The organism is Limosilactobacillus portuensis, assembly GCF_028607025.1.
In the GTDB taxonomy this organism is placed as follows: domain Bacteria; phylum Bacillota; class Bacilli; order Lactobacillales; family Lactobacillaceae; genus Limosilactobacillus; species Limosilactobacillus portuensis.
Genome location: NZ_CP117296.1, coordinates 867394 through 884770, shown reverse-complemented (window position 1 = coordinate 884770; position 17377 = coordinate 867394). Strand labels below are relative to the sequence as shown.

Below are 17377 nucleotides of genomic sequence, written 5' to 3'. Positions count from 1 at the left end.
TCTGAATAGTTATCACTATCATAGCCTCTTTGAAAACTATAATTTACTGATCGTCGACGACCACACCATTACGATCTGGATGTAAAACTTCAATGCGATCAGATAATCCTTTCTTGCGGAGTGCTTCAATAAATGCTGCCGTTTTGTCTGGGGTAATCATTGTCATAACTGTGGGACCGGCTCCACTTAAGTATGTCGTTGCACCATAGACATGACCTACTTGCCGAATTGGCATTAACTCCGGTACCAGTTGGGCCCGATACTGTTCATGGAAGTTATCAGCCTCCATAAGTTCACTTACCAATGAGTAATCTTGTTTAAATAAAGCTGCTACTAATGTATTAGCAACTGCACTGGCATGGATGGCAGAATGGTAGTCTAACTGACGTGGTAAAACCGCCCGAGCTTTTTTGGTTGCTAAGCTATACGCTGGGATATAAGCCACAAAATCATATGGTGGTAAAGGAGCTTCCACAGCATCAAAATGCTGGTCAATGTTAGTCCCTACTACTAAACCACCAAGGATTGCTGGAGCAACATTATCAGAATGGCCCTCAATTTGACTGGCAATTTCTACCATGGCCGCCTTAGTTAATTTTAGATTCGCTAGCTGGTTAGCTAATTCAATACCAGCCACAATTGCGCTGGAACTGCTTCCTAAACCATGAGTAACTGGAATATCACTACTTACTTCAAGATGTTGGTGAGAAAGTTGGGGCGCTACTTGGAGCGCTGTTTGTACGATCATATTATGTTTATCATGCGGTAAATCTCCTAATTGGTGATCGATTTGCCATTCTTTAGCAGCGCCTTTTACCGTTACAGTTAAATACAGCGAAACCGCAAGCCCAATTGAATCAAAGCCCGGACCAAGATTAGCACTGGAGGCAGGAACCTTAATTTTCATTTAATCATCCCCTATTATTTCAAAACCTTATAAGCAGCATCAAGATTAATGGTTGGCTCGCTAGCAATCTGCGCTTTAAATTCATGTAACTGTGACTCGCTCATTGCATGCGTAATAATTACTATTCGAGCTATTCCATTTGCTTCTGTTTGGGTGATTTGACTAAAACTAGCATTAATTTCTGTCATAATTTGCGTTAACTTCAGCATTTGACCAGTTATATCCGGCATCGTAATGGATAAAAAGTATGGATAAGCAACTTGATCAGTAGTAGCTGGAATATAACGCTGCTGATAATTATTAAAGAAGTTACCGTTAGTTTTCAAAACAAGATTTTTAGTAACTGAAGTAATATCACTTAAAACACTATTGGCAGTTGGCAATCCACCTGCACCTCGACCATAAAATAGAGTATCTCCTACCGCTTGTCCAGTGACCATTACTGCATTGTATTCATTATTAATGGTAGCTAGTGGATGATCTACTGGAACCAAAACCGGAGCCACTTCGACAAAGACACCATCATTAATTACTCGCGAAATTCCTACTAGCTTAATTACATAACCAAATTTCCCCGCTTGTTGAACATCGAATGCACTCAATCGATCAATCCCGGTTACGTTAAAATCATTAATCGTTAATTGAATACCAAAGGCAAATTGACTAAGGATCACCATTTTAAACGCAGCATCTTTTCCAGTAACGTCATTTGTTGGATCTGCTTCAGCAAAGCCTAATTTTTGTGCTTCGCCTAATGCTTTTTCATATGACCACCCTTGCTGACTCATCTGTGTCAAAATGTAGTTAGTGGTTCCGTTAACAATTCCCTTAACTTCCGTTATTTTGTCAGCAGAAAAACTATTATTAATTGTCCGTAAAATTGGAATTCCCCCAGCGACACTTGCTTCATACATTAAATCACAATGATTATCATGAGCTAATTTACTTAATTCTGGTCCGTAAGTTGCAATTAGGTCCTTATTGGCAGTTACAACATTTTTTCGGGAGTGGAGGGCCATTTCAATATATTCCTTTGCGGGATGAATGCCGCCAATCAACTCCACAACAATTTGAATTTCTTGATCATCAATAATTTCTTGAATATCAGTCGTTAAACCAATTTCTCCCTGGACCTTCTGATGACGCTCGGGATGTTTTACTAATACTTTTTTAACATTAAGTTGCCGACCGGTGACATTAGCCACCTTGTCTTCATTATTCTGAATCATTTGCAGTACACCAGATCCAACTGTTCCAAGACCCAACATTCCTACCTGAACGGTTTCCATAATGCCACCTCATTTTCTCATCATTTTTTCATTTTTTGATTGTAACATACCACCAAGACAGGTACAATATCAAACAAAGAGTTACGATTTTAGTTGTAATAGGAGGCACTCATATGCAATACCGTAGTACGCGTGGTTCAATTGATGATACTTTAAACGCACCCCAGGCCATTATTAAAGGACTTGCTGACGATGGTGGCCTGCTAGTTCCCGTCAAATTTCCTTCTTCATCTTTACCAATCGAAAAATTGCCGAAGATGACTTATCAACAAATTGTACAACTGATTCTAAACCTGTTTTTTGACGATTTTACCTCTGAACAGCTACAAAAGGGTATCGAGCAGGCTTATGGTGAACAATGGGACAATCAGCAAATTACCCCTATTTCTAACCATCATTCAAATAATTACTATCTAGAACTTTTTCATGGACCAACCTTAGCTTTTAAGGATATTGCCTTACAAATCCTTCCCCATTTAATGACCTCGGCAGTTACCATTGAACAAATCAGTAATAAAATTATTATTTTAACTGCTACTTCTGGTGATACGGGGACAGCAGCTATGCGGGGATTTAGTAATCAGTCTGGTACACAAGTAATTGTCTTTTATCCTCATGGGGGAGTTAGTCCCGTTCAATTGAAACAAATGCTAGGTCAACGAGGGAATAACCTTACTGCTATTGCGATCGAAGGTAATTTTGACGATGCCCAAACTGAAGTCAAACGAATTTTTAACGACACCACATTTAATCAGCAACTACAACAAAACGGCTATCAATTCTCCTCAGCTAATTCAATGAATATCGGGCGCTTAATTCCACAGATTGCCTATTACTTTAGTGCCTATGGTCAACTAGTAGATAAGGGTAAAATTAATGTCGGCGATGCCCTGAACTTTGCTGTTCCTACTGGTAATTTTGGCGATATTCTAGCTGGCTATTACGCTAAAAAGTTAGGATTACCAATTAATAAATTGATTTGTGCCTCTGATGAAAATAATGTCCTGACCGACTTTTTCAAAACCGGAAAATACAACCGTCAGCGTCAGTTTTACTTAACCAATTCACCCGCAATGGATATCTTAGTATCCAGCAATTTAGAACGACTATTATTTGATTTAGCTGGTAATAATGCTGAATTGATTAGTGAGTATATGGATCAATTAGCACAAGAAGGTCATTATCAAGTCAACTCGGTTATTAAGGCGCAGTTAGATCGTCAGTTTGCTGCCGGATTTGCAACTCAGGATCAAGTCGTCCAAGAGATCCACCAGGTTTATAAAGCGGATGGTTACCTAATCGATCCGCATACGGCTGTTGCTTCATTTGTTACTAAGCAATACCAAGCCAGCCATAGTGATAAAACACCAACGGTCATTGTATCAACGGCTAGTCCATATAAATTCCCTGAAACAGTTTACAAGGCTATTACGGAACAAGCTGTTTCAACACCAGGACTAACAGCCATTCATGATTTGCAGAAAGTTGTCCAACAACCGTTAAGTAACAATGTTCAAGCCTTATTTGAACAATCAATTCGAACTGAACTGGTAATTCAACCAGCTAAAATGGAAAAAACGATTAGTAAGTTACTTGCTTCAACGTATTAATAATTTTGATCGTTTTAAATTAACCGAAGCACCCTAGAAATATTCGCAATTCTAGGATGCTTCGGTTTTTGCTAATTATTACTATAGGTTCTTCTTAAAGAAACTATCAATTTTATCAAACGGAATGTAATCATGGTCACCACCATCATATAAATCAGTATGGGTTGCGCCGGGCACAATTACTAATTCCTTGTTGTCACCCTTCAACTTCTTAAAGGTATCTTCACCCATGTAACGTGAGTGAGCCTTTTCACCATGAACAATCAAAACTGCATTCTCCAGGTCTTCGGGGTGAACCAAGATCTTAGTATTCATCCAAGCTGGCTGACTCTGCAAGACCCAGCCTTCATTGGAGTTAACGGAACGCTTGTGATAGCCACGCTTAGTCTTGTAGTACGCACTATATTGCTTAACAAAGTCCGGTTGATCATCAGGAGCTGGGTAATCATAGCAACCACCGGCTTTAGCTACATCCTTTTTACCATATTCTTTAGTACGTTGCTCAGCAATTTGCTTTTTGCTTGCATAACGTTCTTCCGTGGTTCCCTGATCGAAGTAGCCCCATGAGCCGACACGTGGCATATCATACATCGTTACCGCAGCAGTCGCCTTAATTTGGGGATCAATCGCTGCAGCATTGAGAGAAATTCCTCCCCAACCACAAATACCGATAATGCCGATTTCCTCTGGATCAACATTATCTAGGTTACTTAAATAGTCCACTGCAGCTTGGTAATCTTCAGTATTAATATCCAATGAAAAAACATCGCGGACATCGCCACCACTTTCGCCAGTAAAGGATGGATCAAAGGCAATTGTCAAGTAGCCCCGTTCCGCCATCGTTTGAGCATACAAGCCACTAGACTGTTCCTTCACTGCCCCGAAAGGTCCAGCCACTGCCAATGCCGGTAACTTGCCTTCGTAGTTCTTCGGTGTGTATTGGTCTGCTGCTAAAGTAATACCAAAGTGGTTAGTAAAAGTTACTTTTTTGTGATCAACTTTATCGCTTTTAGGAAATACCTTATCCCATTCTTGAGTTAAATGTAATTCTTGCATTGTTATCTCTCCTCGTATACGTATGAAATATTTTCTCTTGCTGGAATATCGTGAGTAATAATTGACCCAGCACCAATTACCGCATCAGTTCCAATATGAACATTCGGCAAAATAATTACGCTTCCACCAATTTTTATATAATCAACTGTCTTTATTATATTTTCCCTTTGCTATGATGTGAAATACTTATATAATATGATTAAAAATAGCTTTTAGTTATGGGAAAGGATCATATGGAACTTCGGGTTTTACGTTACTTTCTCGCTGTTGCCCAACAACGAAATATCACCAAAGCTGCTCGAGAACTACTAGTATCTTAACCGACATTATCAAAGCAACTAGCAGATTTAGAAAGTGAACTTGGTGTCAAATTATTTATCCGTGGGCATCGGCAAATTACTTTAACAGACGAAGGCGAGTATCTCCAAGCCCGGGCAAAAGAAATTATTCAACTTGCGGACCAAACAGCCACTAATATTCAAAAAGAACAAGTTGTTACTGGGACACTCTCAATTGGTGCTGGCGAAAGTATTGGAATGCAACGAATCATGGAAGTACTAAGCGGGATTATTCAGGACTATCCTGATGTTAAAATTCGACTAGTCAGCGGAAATGCTGATGAAATGGAAACTGCATTAAAAACACGGTACCATTGATTTTGCGGTCTTAATGGCTCACCGTAGTCTTGACAGCTACCATCATCTTCAATTACCGGAAACTGATCGGTGGGGATTAGCCATGCAAAAAGACGATCCCCTTGCTCAAAAAAATGTTATTGGGCCCGCTGATCTTATTGGTCTTCCGCTTCTGGTATCCGAGCAAGCTCTTGATGAACACCGCTTCCAAGATTGGTGGGGTAACGTAGGAAAAGAAATTAACATTATCGGTACTTACACGTTAGTTTTTAATGCGGAGTTAATGGTTAAACAAGGGAGTGCCTACATTCTTACTTTCGATAACCTCCTCAACACTTCAAACAACAGCGAACTCACCTTCCGGCCGCTTTCACCATCTATTTCTGAATCAACAAATATTATTTGGAAAAAGAATGTCACCCAATCTAAAGTAGCTAAGTTATTTACCCAGCGATTATTGGCATCATTAGACTAGAATAGCTTATTAAAATAGGGCCCGTGGCATTACTGCTACGAGCCCTTATTTATTATTCGATATAGAGAGAATAATTAAAATTTGACTTTCATTTCTGATGTGCCAAAAATAGCACCAACGATAATTATATTTTTCTTTGAATTAATTCGATAAAAGATTCCATAACTACTGCCAATCAAAAGTCGATATGTCTGTTCAGTAAAGCCATACAAATTAGTAACATCTTGACCAAGTCTTGGAAAATCTTTCAATAATCTAATCTTTTTATCAATATGAAACGTAAATTGATCGATCTTTTCTGGAGATAATTTTAGATGGGTTTGCCAATATGAAATAATTTGATCTAATGAAGTGGCAAAGTGACTGGTATATTTAATCTTCATCTTGTCCCCAACCATATTTTCCAAAGCGCTGCTTCATATCTTCTTCAGTAAGTAGCTTATCAGACTCAAATGATTGTTCAATCATTTTTCGATCATGTTCTATATCAGCCGAACTTGCAATAGGACGATACTGAATTGTCCCATCGTCTAATAGTTGTGGTTCAAATAATGCATTTTCACAGACCTTAAACTGAGCGGGGACAGTTAAAGTCAGTGAAGTACCCTGCCTTCGTGCCTTAACAGTTTTATATCTCATCATACCCACCTCACATATAATTATAACATAATTATATGTGAGACTTTACTTTACATCCTTAGGCAACAAACCATCCGGATTTTTATCAAGAGCACCGACGATTTCGTGAGCGGTGTATGGTTCTTCCAAATATGCCACTTCATCTGGTGTTAATTCGATCTCAACGGCCTTGGCAGCATCATCTAAATATTGCTCTTTAGTGGCGCCAATAATTGGTGCAGTAACGCCCTTCGCCCACTGCCAAGCAAGGGCAATCTGTGACATCTTAACATTATGCTTTTCCACTAATTCTGCCACCCGTTTAATAATCGGCAAGTCTTGTTGTTCGGCATGATCATACTTAGAACGAGCTGAAGTATCAACTTGACTACGCTTCGATGAACTATCCCAGGTTGACCGTGCAAGGTGACCACCAGCCAGTGGACTATATGGCATTAACATTACCCCATCTTGTTTACAAATCGGAATTAGCTCACGTTCATCTTCGCGGTAAAGCAAGTTATAGTGGTTCTCCATTGCCACAAATTGGTGCCAGCCGTTTTTCTCCGCAATGTGCTGCATGTTCTGGAACTGGTAGCCATACATTGCAGACGCCCCAATCGCACGAACTTTTCCTTCTTCAATAAGGTTATTAAGTGCTGCCATTGTTTCTTCAATTGGGTGATCATAATCAAATCGGTGAATGATATATAGGTCAAGGTAGTCAGTGCCTAAGCGCTTCAAAGTTCCATCAATTTCACGATTGATTGCTTCTTTTGACAAGCGACCATCATTAAAATAAACCTTACTGGCAATTGCCACTTGATCTCGCGGAATTTGGTGCTTCTTTAGTGATTTCCCAATAAATTCTTCACTAGTTCCCGCACCGTAGACATTCGCTGTATCGAAAAAGTTAATCCCTAAATCGAGGGCATGTTGGACCATCTTATCAGTTTGATTCTCGTCTAAAATCCACCGATAAGTTTTAACCGCGGGAATCCCAAAACTCATCCCCCCGACCGCTAACTTGGAAATCTTGATGTCTGTTCCTGGAATATAACTGTACTTCATCTCAGGCACTCCCCTCACTTTATTAATTATCAGTATAGGAGCTGCCAATAATGATGTTAAATACTTATAGTTAATAGTTAAGCATTCAATTAGTGTATATTAAAAAGTATCAATCCAGCTTCTTTTACTAATTATTCGATTGTCTTGGATTATTGCGATTCAAGACATAACGGCGGATTAAGTCAAGGACTTCCCGATTCTGCGGTAGTGCCGAATGTTGGGCTAATTTCCCGGTAACTGTGACCTGAGTATAATGTTTTACGATTCCTTGATAAATATACTTTCCCGCAAGAACACTACTGAGCGGCACCAGTCCATCTTCAACATAGTTTTCCGAACCCGCCACCGAATACATTGTGAGATTACTTGGCAAGTTTTTCCGGTATTTGATAAAATCAGTCAACATCTGTGTTCGTCGGTTAGAAGGTTCTGCAAAGTTATACGGGGTTCCGATGGTCATCAACCGTTTAATCTTAATTTGACGTTCATTAAAATAATGTTCCAAAAAGTAAGTATAGATTAAGCCACCGTTTGAATGACCGATCCCCTTGAAGTTGTTGAAATTATACTGTTCTTTCAGCTGGTTAAAGGCCACGTTAAACATTTTTGCCTGTTTCTTGATATTACTATAGCCATCATGGTTGTTTTCAAAGCCGACAACAATAAATGGTTCGTTATCATTCTGCCGGATTTGTCCAGAATAGGTAATTTTTCCACTATTATATACTTTAACTTTCAACAGACTATGATTTCGGTGATCCATTTGGTTAATTCGAGTAACTAGTGTATCAAACCGATTAACAGTTGCGCTACTCCCGGGGATCATAATTACCGGTGACATTCGTGATTGTTGCCGTTTTTGAAGGACACTGACGCTTTGATGGGACCAACAATAAGAAAAGAAGGTCAGAAAACCGAAGATCAGGACAAATATCACAATGATAATTCGTTGACGCTTAGTCATCTTGATGTTCCTCCTTCTTGCTTATTTTCTCTTCAACCTTAAAAGCTAACTTAATAAACGGAATATAGACCGCAACATCAATAATCAGCAAACAAATTGAAATTGCTAAAGCGCGCCAGTCACCGCCCGTTCCGATAAACGGGATCAGAATTCCTGGCGTTCCGTTCGGTACTGGATATACAATCGGCGGAATTGCATGAATGAAAATAAGCACACTAGCAACTAACATATTAAACACTGGCAAGAAGACAAACGGTAACAGAAATACAGGGTTAAGAAAAACTCGCGACCCAAATAAAATCGGCATCCCCGTATTAAAGATTGCTGGAAAGGTACTCCAACCAGCGATCCTTTGCTGGTTCTTTTGTTTTCCAACCCATAAGATACCGATAACTAAGGCCAAGGTCACTCCAATTCCACCAAAGTTAGCAAAACCATTATAAAGCGATGATGGAGTAAACGGGTATGGCACGTTAACTAGTGTTTTATGAGTTAATGCATACGTTAAATTACTACTAATTTCATTACTATATGCGCTTGCTGATAAGCTAATCGGCTCACCAAAACCAAGCCAAACAATGATCGTATTAATAAACGAAAGCGAAATATTTAATAAATAATTGCTGTTTTGGCTAATTAACGAACTTAACACCTGAGTAGCTGTGGCATCAAGATTAAAAACCCGTAATAAAGCATATCCAATATGAAGCAAAAACGCGCCAGTAATGATTAACGCAAATAATCGTAAATTACTCAGGTTCTTCTTCATTAGTTGCGGACTAGATAAGTAAATATCAGCTATTTTTAATTCATGTCCCCATTTTGTAAAGATCATCCCGATTACATAACCAAGTAAAATAGCGACGATCAACCAACCGGCATTATAGTAGCGCATATCAATTGTTTGCCCGCCACGAATACTGTGGAAGAAAAGCAAGATATAACTGATTACCGCGGTTAGTCCAGCAATCATATTGGGGCGATGGTAGTAATAAGTCGTTAAGTTTGCACTCATAAATGCTGCATACGGGGAAATTAACCCGACCGTTACCAGAGTTGCATCCCTAAATAGTTGTCGCCAAAATTGCATTTGCGGTAACCATTGACGAACACGAAAAATATTGGCTAGAAACCCATTAGTCGCCAAAAAATTCGTGCTGATTACCCAAGTAAACGAGCCGACTAGTACGATTGGAAATAAAACAATCATTGTTCGCTGAAAAATTTTGATGAATGTCCGTTCATTAACCCAGATAGCCCACTTAACAAACCACCGTTCTTTTTTCATATGATTCCTCCTCGTATATTAAAACAAAAAAGAGACCGAACCAATTTCAGTCTCTAAATTATAGCCTTATTATCATTCGCTAACAATCACCAATGCTCCTCAGTTGATTCATAATTATTTGATTGCTTTACCTAGTTCATATGCTTCTTGAGCATGTTGAGCTAACTTCTTTTCGTTCCAGGAATCCGCTGTCAGGACACTACCAACTTGATCCCATCGCATGTAATTAAGTAATTGCTTAAAGTATAGCTTTAATGAAGCAAAAGCATCTTCCTGACCATAGCCAGAAATTAAAGTAATTGCCTTCTTACCGCCGTGCAATTCATGATTGTAATTATAGAACCGATCAATTACCGCCTTAAGAGCAGCGTTAACCCCGTAATAATAAAGCGAGCTAACAAGAACTACAATATCAGCGTCCAATAGCTTAGGCATTACCTCTTGCTTAATAATGTCATCCGGCTCCACTTCGATTTCTTGTCCTGGGTGATTATCTTCCAGCTGAATCATTGAAAATTCATTAATTCGCCGTCCAGCATCAAACCGATATACTTCGTTGCCTGCTTCAGTTGCCCCTTTAATAAAGGCATCTGCTAGTCTTTCTGATGTTCCTGGATGGTGCGGACTACCAGTTAAAACGACAATCTTTTTCATTTGAATCGCTCCTTTTCTATCTTCATTGTAATTAATTACCTCCCAAAAATAAAAGACTTAAATTGCATGATTAACTATGCAAAAAGATTATCTTAAAATTACTTTCTCTTTGACATGCTCCCACCAGTTAGGGTAAATATAATTAGCGACAGTACGCCAATTGCAATTAATTGATTGACTAACATTCTTCTTCCTCCACTGTAATACTTCTAATTTACATATCGCTATTTAACGATATGTTGTTCTAAAAATAAAAGAAGAATCACTATAATTCTTCTTTAATCAGATCCCCCAGCTCTTGAACTGCTTGCTCATTTCGACGGTAGTATGTCCACTTACCATGTCGCTCTGAAATTACAAGTTCTACCTCCTCAAGCATGTTCAGGTAAGATGAAATTGTTGATTGAGCTAATCCAGACTGATTAACCAGGTCACCAACACAAACGCCACCATAATTTTTGATTTCTTCTCTTATCGGTAAACAGGTTGGTACTGTGATTGTCTTTTCAGGATCCTTTAACCAATGCAAGATTTCAAGACGTGTCTTGTTTGCTAACGCCTTAAATAGTTTTTCATTTAATTTCATGATTTCATTATATCGTCATTTTTCGATATGTCAATACTATCCCAATAAAAAAAGAGACTGCGAATTAACTCAGTCTCTTAACTGCTTGTGCTGGGAGCAACGAACGAAACCAGTTAGCCTTGTCCCAGCGCCAATTAACCTAATTCATTCGTTTAGTCAAAAAGCGGACTAATGTAACGGCATTAATTAGAACTACAATAGCAACAACAAACGTTAGCCACCCAAAATCATAAATTTTGAATGAGCATAAGTAACCCGCTAACGTTGAAAAGACAAAGATCGTTTTGACTACCGAATTAACTTTCAAGTGAGTTTTATTATAGTAATTAGCAATTGCTAAGCCAAGATAAAATAGCGTAATTCCCCCGTATAAGAAAGTAATTGCAAAGATATGGTTGGCTTCTGGTTCGCTAATAAATTTGAGCGCCACTGTCACTAAGCTGAGGCCAAAAAGAATAAAGTAATGAAGGTATATCAGTAAATTGCCCGTTTCTTTTGCCCGATGCTCATCAATTAAGTGATCAAACTCAACAATATAAGTAAAGAACAACCCTACAACTACGGTAAAAATTAGAATCGAAGGCCACGAGAGACTGGAGAGACTGGATTGAGTAAAGTAGCTGGCAATCCCCACGATCGTTTCACCGAACATCACAATAATCAAAGCAGTTAAACGCTCAAGAATATGTGAAAAGATAATTGGGTGTTGGTGTGTATACTTACCGGTAAACCCGGGAGCGATCCAACTGATGATGATCCCCACTAAAGCAATACTAATACCAAATGGGTTATAAAATAAGCCACCAATCAATAGGGTAACCGTACGAAATCCAAGAATCCTTGTAAAAGCTGCCGCAATCTTTTTATCAACCTCTTTTTTCACTTGAAAGTACGTTATTAAATACTGTAAACACAAGGTTAGTGATAACAATCCGGCAGCAATAAAAAAGGTCGCTAAGTTCTGGTCAAAGGTTGCGGTAAAGGCATTTGACATGTAAAGAACGATTGTCATGTCAATGAACGAGAACACGATATTCGTCCATGATGATTGGCCGTACCGGTTCGTAAAGACCATTTGAACCATCCATGAGTTTATAAAAACGATGATTACTAAGAAAAAGATTCCCAGCGTTGTTAAGTTAATGACTCCATGATGAAGGTGGTGAATTAATCCCGTTGCCTGTGAAACCATGTAAACAAAGACTAGATCATAGAACAGCTCAATCAGTGACACGCGCTTGGTTAGGGTATTAGCCACATTCATTCCTCCCTTTTTTATTTAAGAATAACAAAGTAATCACGAAAAAAACAATCCTGTCAAAGGCAAAACTCTTCAACAGGATTCTATAATGCCCTATTTCCCCATAAGTTAAATACTTATAGATCAATTATTTCCGGATCATACCCCTGTTCTTTGATAAACTTCATCAAATCAGGTGTCTTAATAAAAATCGTATGGGTATTAACATTAGGATGGAAAGTAAGGATCGGGTCCTCCGCCAGCATTTCCTGATCAAAGTAAACTTTGACATTATGTTCCTCGTTATTCATCAAGCCAAATGGTGAAACTACTCCTGCATGAGAACCTAGTTGTTCTTGCAAGTCACTTGGTCGAGCCATTGATACCCGCTTAGCTCCAGTTAATTCTTGGAACTTCTTAAAGTTCATTGACTTCTGATCATCCATAATTACCAGATAAAAATGCTTTTTCTTCCCCTTCAGAAACATCGTCTTTGTCCGAACACCCTCATGACCTTCAATGTACTTATCCGCTTGCTCGGTTGTTTCTGCAGCAGGATGATCAACCATTCCATACTCAATGCCTAGTCGGTCAAGCTCGTTAATTACCTGTTCATACGTTCCTTCTGCCATATCTATCACCACCATTTTAATAATTATATTATATCATTTCATATTTAATTAAATTCTGTAATTTAGATAGCTTTCACCTATAAAAACTGCTAAAATCATCTTCAGAAAGCGCTTTATTAGGCATAATAAAAAGTGTTGGCTATTTTGAAGAGCTTTACGCTAAACATAAAAAGGATAGTGATAGTTATGACAGAACCATTATTTTTAAAACCAGTCTTTCACGAAAAGATTTGGGGTGGTCGTCGGTTAGCTGAAGATTTTAATTACGATATTCCAGACGGGACAATTGGAGAGTGTTGGGCAATCTCCGGACATCCCCATGGCCCTAACGTAATTGAAAATGGTGAATTTAAAGGACAACTCCTTCCAGATGTTTACGCACAGCATCCAGAAGTATTTGGCAATCCCAAATCAAAGGTCTTTCCACTATTAACTAAGATTCTCGATGCTGAAGCCAGCTTATCGGTTCAGGTTCACCCAGATAATGCGTATGCTGAAGAACACGAGCATGAATTAGGGAAAACTGAATGTTGGTACGTTATTCACGCTGATGAAGGTGCTTACCTAACTTATGGCCATACAGCTAAAACTCGTGAAGAGCTCAAAGAAATGATTAACAACCATGAATGGCAAAAGCTTTTCGATAAAAAGCCTGTTAAGACTGGTGACTTTGTTTACGTTCCATCAGGTACTATCCACGCCCTTAATAAGGGAATTGTCGTTCTTGAAACCCAACAAAGTTCAGATACTACTTACCGAATTTACGACTACGATCGGGTCGACAAAAAGACTGGTAAGAAACGTGATCTACACTTGAAGCAATCAATCGATGTTACTACTGTTCCATTCAAAGAACCTGAACTACATATTACCTCTGAAAAAATTGGCAATTCTGAAGTAACGACTTTAATTACCCAACCTGATTCACCATTCTTTAGTGTTTATAAGTGGGATGTAAATGGTAAATTAACAAGAAAGCATGAACATGGGCCATATACCTTAATGTCAGTTATTGATGGTGAAGGGACCCTAACCGCTGATGGTAAGACATACCCATTAAAGAAGGGTGTTCATCTTCTAATGCCGGCAACTATTGATGAATGGCAATTGGATGGTAAGATGCTGATTATTGCTTCGGAATCGGTAGAATAGTATTAACTAATATTTAATAAAATATGGGCTAGCAAAAATGAGAAAAACAATCTCTAGTTCTGTTAGCCCATGTTTTTATTGTGAATTAAAATTTTAAACTCAAAATTTATATTAATATTCCCTAGTCAGCCAGTTGCTCATAGTAACCATCATCAACTTTTTCTAGCCATTCACTAGTCCCCTTGGTAATTGCAATGTGGGAGAACCAGGAGTCCTTAGTAGCGCCATGCCAGTGCTTAACGCCTTCGTGAATTGCAACCACATCACCTGGCTTGAGCAGTTGAGCTGGCTTGCCTTCTTCTTGGTACCAGCCTTCACCGGCAGTTACCAGGAGAATTTGGAAACCATCGTGGTGGATGTGCCAGTCGTTCCGGCAGCCGGGTTCAAAGTTAACGTTGGAGACATTAATATCGATATTGTCATCAGGAGAAACTAAGCCATTAAGATAGCTTGTTCCAATAAAATATTTTGCAAAAGCAATATTCTTGTCGCCAAAGCCAAACATATCATTTTTTACAGCTTCTTCATTCTTCGTCATAAAAACATTCTCCTTAATAAGTTAAAATTCAATTTCTTGGTTACTCTTAGCTTATAAGAAAAATGCCACTATGTATAATACTTATTATAAGTGTCCAATCATTCAAAAGTTGAATTATAATTTTCGAAGCCATGACGCTAACGAACTTGGACTGTATTTGGGAGTTGCGTGGGTTAAAACGTGATAACCATCAGCAATCTTTAGCTTACCAGCATGAGCAACAAAATCAGCTTGATAATTGCCCGTATCACTCCAACCGGTACTAAATGGCACTACCTTCCCCTGATAATCTTTCATCATTCTTAAAAGGCTAATAATTGGGGAGGCAACCTTACCGTCCCAAACTGGTCCGCCAACCAGAATGGTATCGTAATAATCCAATGCTGGTAATTCAGTGATAATTTGGGGAAGTCGACCATTCTGATTATCAGCTTTAAAAATTTGATCTGTTTCCTCCATATCATCAGGGAAATATCCTTCAGGAACTTGGAGACGAAGAATATCAGCTCCTGTCTGCCGATGAATTGCACTAGCTAATTTAGCAGTGTTACCAAACTGTGAATAGTAAAGAATTAAGACATTTCGTACCATGTTTATCTTCCTTTCGCAAAAACTAATCGATTTACGTTATTCAAATTTTAGCTTAAAATAGTGTTATCTATTCACTATTTGAATCGAGGAACCCCTATTATGGATACAAGAGTAATTAAATACTTCTTAACTGTAGCACAAACGAATAATATTACCCATGCTGCACAACAACTTCATGTTACTCAGCCAACTCTTTCCCGACAAATGATTGAACTCGAAAAAGAACTCGGGGTAACTTTATTTGACCGTAAGCAGCGCCGAATGGAACTTACTAGTGAAGGAATTCTCTTCCAACAACGTGCGTCTACGATCCCTTCCTTGCTTAGCCAAACAAAACAGGAACTTCAAAACACCAAGGAAGAATTAACTGGTGTTCTTAATATTGGCTGTGTTGTTTCAAAGGTTTCAAAATTCGTGATGAAGATTATTAGTGACTTTCAGAAAAAATATCCAAAGGTAAGCTTTAACCTTTACGATGGTAATGGTGATTTGCTTCGTCAACGCTTGGATTCCGGTTTAGAAGATTTTGCTGTGTTGATTGAACCAGTGGAGGCTGCCAAGTATAACTTTATTGTTTTACCAGTTCATGAGCAGTGGGGATTGATTACCAAGAAATCTGATCAACTAGCAGCAAAACATTCGATTACCAAAAGCGATCTGTATAAGCTACCACTAATTATTCCCACCCGGAATATTGTTCGTGATGAAATTAGTGATGTTTTAAAGTTAGATCAAACAAAGTTAAATATTATGGCGACAAATAACTTACCAAGCAATGCCTATGAACTGCTGAAAGCCGGAGATTATTATATGTTGGGAATTCAAGGGATCATTAATTCATTTCATGATCCCGAATTGACATTTATCCCCTTTTCTCCACATAAAGACACCGGTCATGTTCTTGCATGGCGGAAAAACACCGTCGTTACTCCCGTAATGGAAAAATTTCTTCAAGAATTTGCTGACCAAGCTGAAAATTCTTAGAAGATTGAAATTGATAGGGTAAACGACTTACAATAAATTATCAACATTCTAAGGAGTGAAATCAATGCTATATAACGCAGCGCTAGTTCTTGAAGGTGGCGCTTTTAGAGGACAGTATACTGCTGGCGTCTGTGACACATTACTCGCTAATCACATTGAATTTAGTAGTGTGATTGGCGTTTCTGCTGGATCATTAAATGGTGTCAACTTTGTAGCAAAGCAATATGGTCGAGCAGCAAACATTAATATTAACCATCGTCATGATCGCGACTATATTTCTATGACGCGCCCTTTCAAACGACAAGTGATCAACATGAACTACCTATTCGAGGATCATGGTCTTTCATGGCATAACTTTGATGAACGAGCCTATATCAGATCAGCCTCACATTTCACAGCTGTTGCTACTAGACTTCAGGATGGTAAAAAAGCACTCTTTACGGACTTAACGGGTGAGAAATTGACTCAAGTATTAATTGCTTCTTGCTCAATGCCATTTATGATGGATCCTGCCCCGACTCCTGATGGTCTTTGCCTCGATGGCGGAATTGCTGATTCAATCCCTTTTGATGTCGCCCAAGAACAAGGCTACAATAAAATTGTTGTGATCCGTACTCGCGATGTTAGCTACCGAAAGAAACCGTCAAGTCGACCAGTTTGCCAATTATACCGACGTTATTTCAAAGACTATCCTCAGTTTGCTGAAGCTGGGATCCTTCGTCCAGAGGTTTATAACCAACAAGTAGCACAGATTGAACATCTTAGAAGGACCGGACAAATCTTTAATATTGCACCCCAACATCCCGTTAAGGTTGGTCGAGTAGAAAGTAACGTTAAAAAGATCCGGAAACTATACGAAACTGGGCGTCAAGAAGCAGAACAACTATTACCAAGTTTAATTGACTACCTTAATGCTTAAAAGCGGTTTCTATGTTATTATAATGGTATGTTAATAAACAGCATTAGGGGTGTCTGTTTGCCAGACTGAGATGTATTAAGATATACGGACCCTTGAACCTGTTAAGCTAGTACTTGCGAAGGAAAATGCTAACTCAATATATAAAAAATAATGGAGCTGTTAGTTAAC

21 protein-coding genes, 1 pseudogene and 1 riboswitch are annotated in these 17377 nt (G+C 38.7%); of the genes and pseudogenes, 7 read left to right on the top strand and 15 right to left on the bottom strand.

Features of this window, described 5'->3' with window-relative positions; genetic code table 11:
- Positions 1–43 precede the first annotated feature (43 nt).
- Positions 44–907 carry a homoserine kinase gene (gene thrB, locus PRK60_RS04475; RefSeq protein WP_273646386.1) on the bottom strand — a complete coding sequence of 288 codons (864 nt, stop codon included), beginning with the start codon at positions 905–907 and terminating at the stop codon, positions 44–46.
- Positions 908–921: 14 nt separating this feature from the next.
- On the bottom strand, positions 922–2196 hold the full coding sequence (locus PRK60_RS04470; RefSeq protein ID WP_102168879.1) for a homoserine dehydrogenase: 1275 nt from the start codon (positions 2194–2196) through the stop codon (positions 922–924).
- Positions 2197–2309: 113 nt separating this feature from the next.
- On the opposite strand from PRK60_RS04470, the gene thrC reads away from it, so the two are divergent.
- Positions 2310–3806: a threonine synthase gene (thrC, locus tag PRK60_RS04465; RefSeq protein ID WP_273646385.1), complete on the top strand. Its 1497-nt coding sequence runs from the start codon at positions 2310–2312 to the stop codon at positions 3804–3806.
- Positions 3807–3887: 81 nt separating this feature from the next.
- Here thrC and PRK60_RS04460 read toward each other — a convergent pair whose 3' ends face one another.
- On the bottom strand, positions 3888–4862 hold the full coding sequence (locus PRK60_RS04460) for an alpha/beta hydrolase (protein WP_102168877.1): 975 nt from the start codon (positions 4860–4862) through the stop codon (positions 3888–3890).
- 2 nt (positions 4863–4864) lie between these two features.
- Complete coding sequence (locus PRK60_RS04455; RefSeq protein WP_206705635.1) at positions 4865–4972, bottom strand: hypothetical protein; 108 nt, start codon at positions 4970–4972, stop codon at positions 4865–4867.
- Positions 4973–5080: 108 nt separating this feature from the next.
- Between PRK60_RS04455 and PRK60_RS10080 the strand changes: the two are divergent.
- From PRK60_RS10080 to PRK60_RS10070, 3 genes and pseudogenes are all read left to right on the top strand, one after another.
- Positions 5081–5221 (top strand): annotated as a pseudogene (locus PRK60_RS10080) (LysR family transcriptional regulator); the annotation flags it as partial.
- A 189-nt stretch (positions 5222–5410) separates the two neighbouring features.
- A complete protein-coding gene (locus tag PRK60_RS10075) occupies positions 5411–5518 on the top strand; it encodes a hypothetical protein (RefSeq protein ID WP_316243095.1) in 108 nt (35 codons plus the stop codon).
- Between the two features lie 13 nt (positions 5519–5531).
- Positions 5532–5972 carry a LysR substrate-binding domain-containing protein gene (locus PRK60_RS10070; RefSeq protein ID WP_316243092.1) on the top strand — a complete coding sequence of 147 codons (441 nt, stop codon included), beginning with the start codon at positions 5532–5534 and terminating at the stop codon, positions 5970–5972.
- A gap of 74 nt (positions 5973–6046) precedes the next feature.
- On the opposite strand, the gene PRK60_RS04445 is transcribed toward PRK60_RS10070, so the two are convergent.
- The 9 genes from PRK60_RS04445 to PRK60_RS04405 all read right to left on the bottom strand — a co-directional run bounded on the left by PRK60_RS04445 (position 6047) and on the right by PRK60_RS04405 (position 13025).
- The gene (locus PRK60_RS04445) at positions 6047–6370 is read right to left on the bottom strand and encodes a type II toxin-antitoxin system RelE/ParE family toxin (protein ID WP_273646431.1); all 324 of its coding nucleotides are present in this window, start codon (positions 6368–6370) and stop codon (positions 6047–6049) included.
- Positions 6345–6614: a hypothetical protein gene (locus tag PRK60_RS04440; RefSeq protein WP_219721780.1), complete on the bottom strand. Its 270-nt coding sequence runs from the start codon at positions 6612–6614 to the stop codon at positions 6345–6347. The genes PRK60_RS04445 and PRK60_RS04440 overlap by 26 nt, the downstream gene beginning before the upstream one ends.
- Before the next feature lie 42 nt (positions 6615–6656).
- The gene (locus tag PRK60_RS04435) at positions 6657–7661 is read right to left on the bottom strand and encodes an aldo/keto reductase (protein ID WP_273646384.1); all 1005 of its coding nucleotides are present in this window, start codon (positions 7659–7661) and stop codon (positions 6657–6659) included.
- Between the two features lie 127 nt (positions 7662–7788).
- The gene (locus PRK60_RS04430) at positions 7789–8631 is read right to left on the bottom strand and encodes an alpha/beta hydrolase (RefSeq protein ID WP_102168873.1); all 843 of its coding nucleotides are present in this window, start codon (positions 8629–8631) and stop codon (positions 7789–7791) included.
- Positions 8618–9913, bottom strand: a complete 1296-nt coding sequence (locus tag PRK60_RS04425) for a PTS transporter subunit EIIC (RefSeq protein ID WP_273646383.1) — start codon at positions 9911–9913, stop codon at positions 8618–8620. Before PRK60_RS04425 ends, PRK60_RS04430 begins: the two co-directional genes overlap by 14 nt.
- 114 nt (positions 9914–10027) lie before the next feature.
- Positions 10028–10567, bottom strand: coding sequence for a flavodoxin family protein (locus tag PRK60_RS04420; protein ID WP_102168872.1), 540 nt, complete (start codon positions 10565–10567; stop codon positions 10028–10030).
- A gap of 265 nt (positions 10568–10832) precedes the next feature.
- Complete coding sequence (locus PRK60_RS04415; RefSeq protein WP_102168871.1) at positions 10833–11153, bottom strand: ArsR/SmtB family transcription factor; 321 nt, start codon at positions 11151–11153, stop codon at positions 10833–10835.
- Positions 11154–11292: 139 nt separating this feature from the next.
- On the bottom strand, positions 11293–12411 hold the full coding sequence (locus PRK60_RS04410) for a low temperature requirement protein A (protein WP_273646382.1): 1119 nt from the start codon (positions 12409–12411) through the stop codon (positions 11293–11295).
- A gap of 119 nt (positions 12412–12530) precedes the next feature.
- Positions 12531–13025 carry a prolyl-tRNA synthetase associated domain-containing protein gene (locus PRK60_RS04405; RefSeq protein WP_102168869.1) on the bottom strand — a complete coding sequence of 165 codons (495 nt, stop codon included), beginning with the start codon at positions 13023–13025 and terminating at the stop codon, positions 12531–12533.
- Between the two features lie 186 nt (positions 13026–13211).
- On the opposite strand from PRK60_RS04405, the gene manA reads away from it, so the two are divergent.
- Entirely contained in the window at positions 13212–14177 is a 966-nt protein-coding gene (manA, locus tag PRK60_RS04400; RefSeq protein WP_191913489.1) for a mannose-6-phosphate isomerase, class I, read from the top strand.
- 121 nt (positions 14178–14298) lie between these two features.
- Here the strand turns inward: manA and PRK60_RS04395 are convergent, their stop codons facing one another.
- Entirely contained in the window at positions 14299–14715 is a 417-nt protein-coding gene (locus PRK60_RS04395) for a cupin domain-containing protein (RefSeq protein WP_102168867.1), read from the bottom strand.
- A gap of 114 nt (positions 14716–14829) precedes the next feature.
- Positions 14830–15306 (bottom strand): flavodoxin family protein, encoded by a 477-nt coding sequence (locus PRK60_RS04390; protein WP_102168866.1) that lies wholly within the window; start codon positions 15304–15306, stop codon positions 14830–14832.
- Between the two features lie 99 nt (positions 15307–15405).
- Between PRK60_RS04390 and PRK60_RS04385 the strand changes: the two genes are divergently transcribed.
- Both PRK60_RS04385 and PRK60_RS04380 read left to right on the top strand, forming a co-directional pair.
- Complete coding sequence (locus PRK60_RS04385) at positions 15406–16290, top strand: LysR family transcriptional regulator (RefSeq protein WP_273646381.1); 885 nt, start codon at positions 15406–15408, stop codon at positions 16288–16290.
- 64 nt (positions 16291–16354) lie between these two features.
- Entirely contained in the window at positions 16355–17209 is an 855-nt protein-coding gene (locus PRK60_RS04380; protein ID WP_273646380.1) for a patatin-like phospholipase family protein, read from the top strand.
- Between the two features lie 35 nt (positions 17210–17244).
- A riboswitch (TPP riboswitch) is annotated at positions 17245–17350 on the top strand.
- Positions 17351–17377 lie beyond the last annotated feature (27 nt).

Coding starts and splice junctions, on each gene's coding strand:
- PRK60_RS04415 (WP_102168871.1), bottom strand. CDS start 11,153: ATGAAATTAAATGAAAAACTATTTAAGGCGTTAGCAAACAAGACACGT.
- PRK60_RS04425 (WP_273646383.1), bottom strand. CDS start 9,913: ATGAAAAAAGAACGGTGGTTTGTTAAGTGGGCTATCTGGGTTAATGAA.
- PRK60_RS10070 (WP_316243092.1), top strand. CDS start 5,532: ATGGCTCACCGTAGTCTTGACAGCTACCATCATCTTCAATTACCGGAA.
- PRK60_RS04395 (WP_102168867.1), bottom strand. CDS start 14,715: ATGACGAAGAATGAAGAAGCTGTAAAAAATGATATGTTTGGCTTTGGC.
- PRK60_RS04390 (WP_102168866.1), bottom strand. CDS start 15,306: ATGGTACGAAATGTCTTAATTCTTTACTATTCACAGTTTGGTAACACT.
- PRK60_RS04440 (WP_219721780.1), bottom strand. CDS start 6,614: ATGATGAGATATAAAACTGTTAAGGCACGAAGGCAGGGTACTTCACTG.
- PRK60_RS04445 (WP_273646431.1), bottom strand. CDS start 6,370: ATGGTTGGGGACAAGATGAAGATTAAATATACCAGTCACTTTGCCACT.
- PRK60_RS04385 (WP_273646381.1), top strand. CDS start 15,406: ATGGATACAAGAGTAATTAAATACTTCTTAACTGTAGCACAAACGAAT.
- PRK60_RS10075 (WP_316243095.1), top strand. CDS start 5,411: ATGGAAGTACTAAGCGGGATTATTCAGGACTATCCTGATGTTAAAATT.
- PRK60_RS04435 (WP_273646384.1), bottom strand. CDS start 7,661: ATGAAGTACAGTTATATTCCAGGAACAGACATCAAGATTTCCAAGTTA.
- PRK60_RS04380 (WP_273646380.1), top strand. CDS start 16,355: ATGCTATATAACGCAGCGCTAGTTCTTGAAGGTGGCGCTTTTAGAGGA.
- PRK60_RS04470 (WP_102168879.1), bottom strand. CDS start 2,196: ATGGAAACCGTTCAGGTAGGAATGTTGGGTCTTGGAACAGTTGGATCT.
- PRK60_RS04405 (WP_102168869.1), bottom strand. CDS start 13,025: ATGGCAGAAGGAACGTATGAACAGGTAATTAACGAGCTTGACCGACTA.
- manA (WP_191913489.1), top strand. CDS start 13,212: ATGACAGAACCATTATTTTTAAAACCAGTCTTTCACGAAAAGATTTGG.
- thrB (WP_273646386.1), bottom strand. CDS start 907: ATGAAAATTAAGGTTCCTGCCTCCAGTGCTAATCTTGGTCCGGGCTTT.
- thrC (WP_273646385.1), top strand. CDS start 2,310: ATGCAATACCGTAGTACGCGTGGTTCAATTGATGATACTTTAAACGCA.
- PRK60_RS04420 (WP_102168872.1), bottom strand. CDS start 10,567: ATGAAAAAGATTGTCGTTTTAACTGGTAGTCCGCACCATCCAGGAACA.
- PRK60_RS04460 (WP_102168877.1), bottom strand. CDS start 4,862: ATGCAAGAATTACATTTAACTCAAGAATGGGATAAGGTATTTCCTAAA.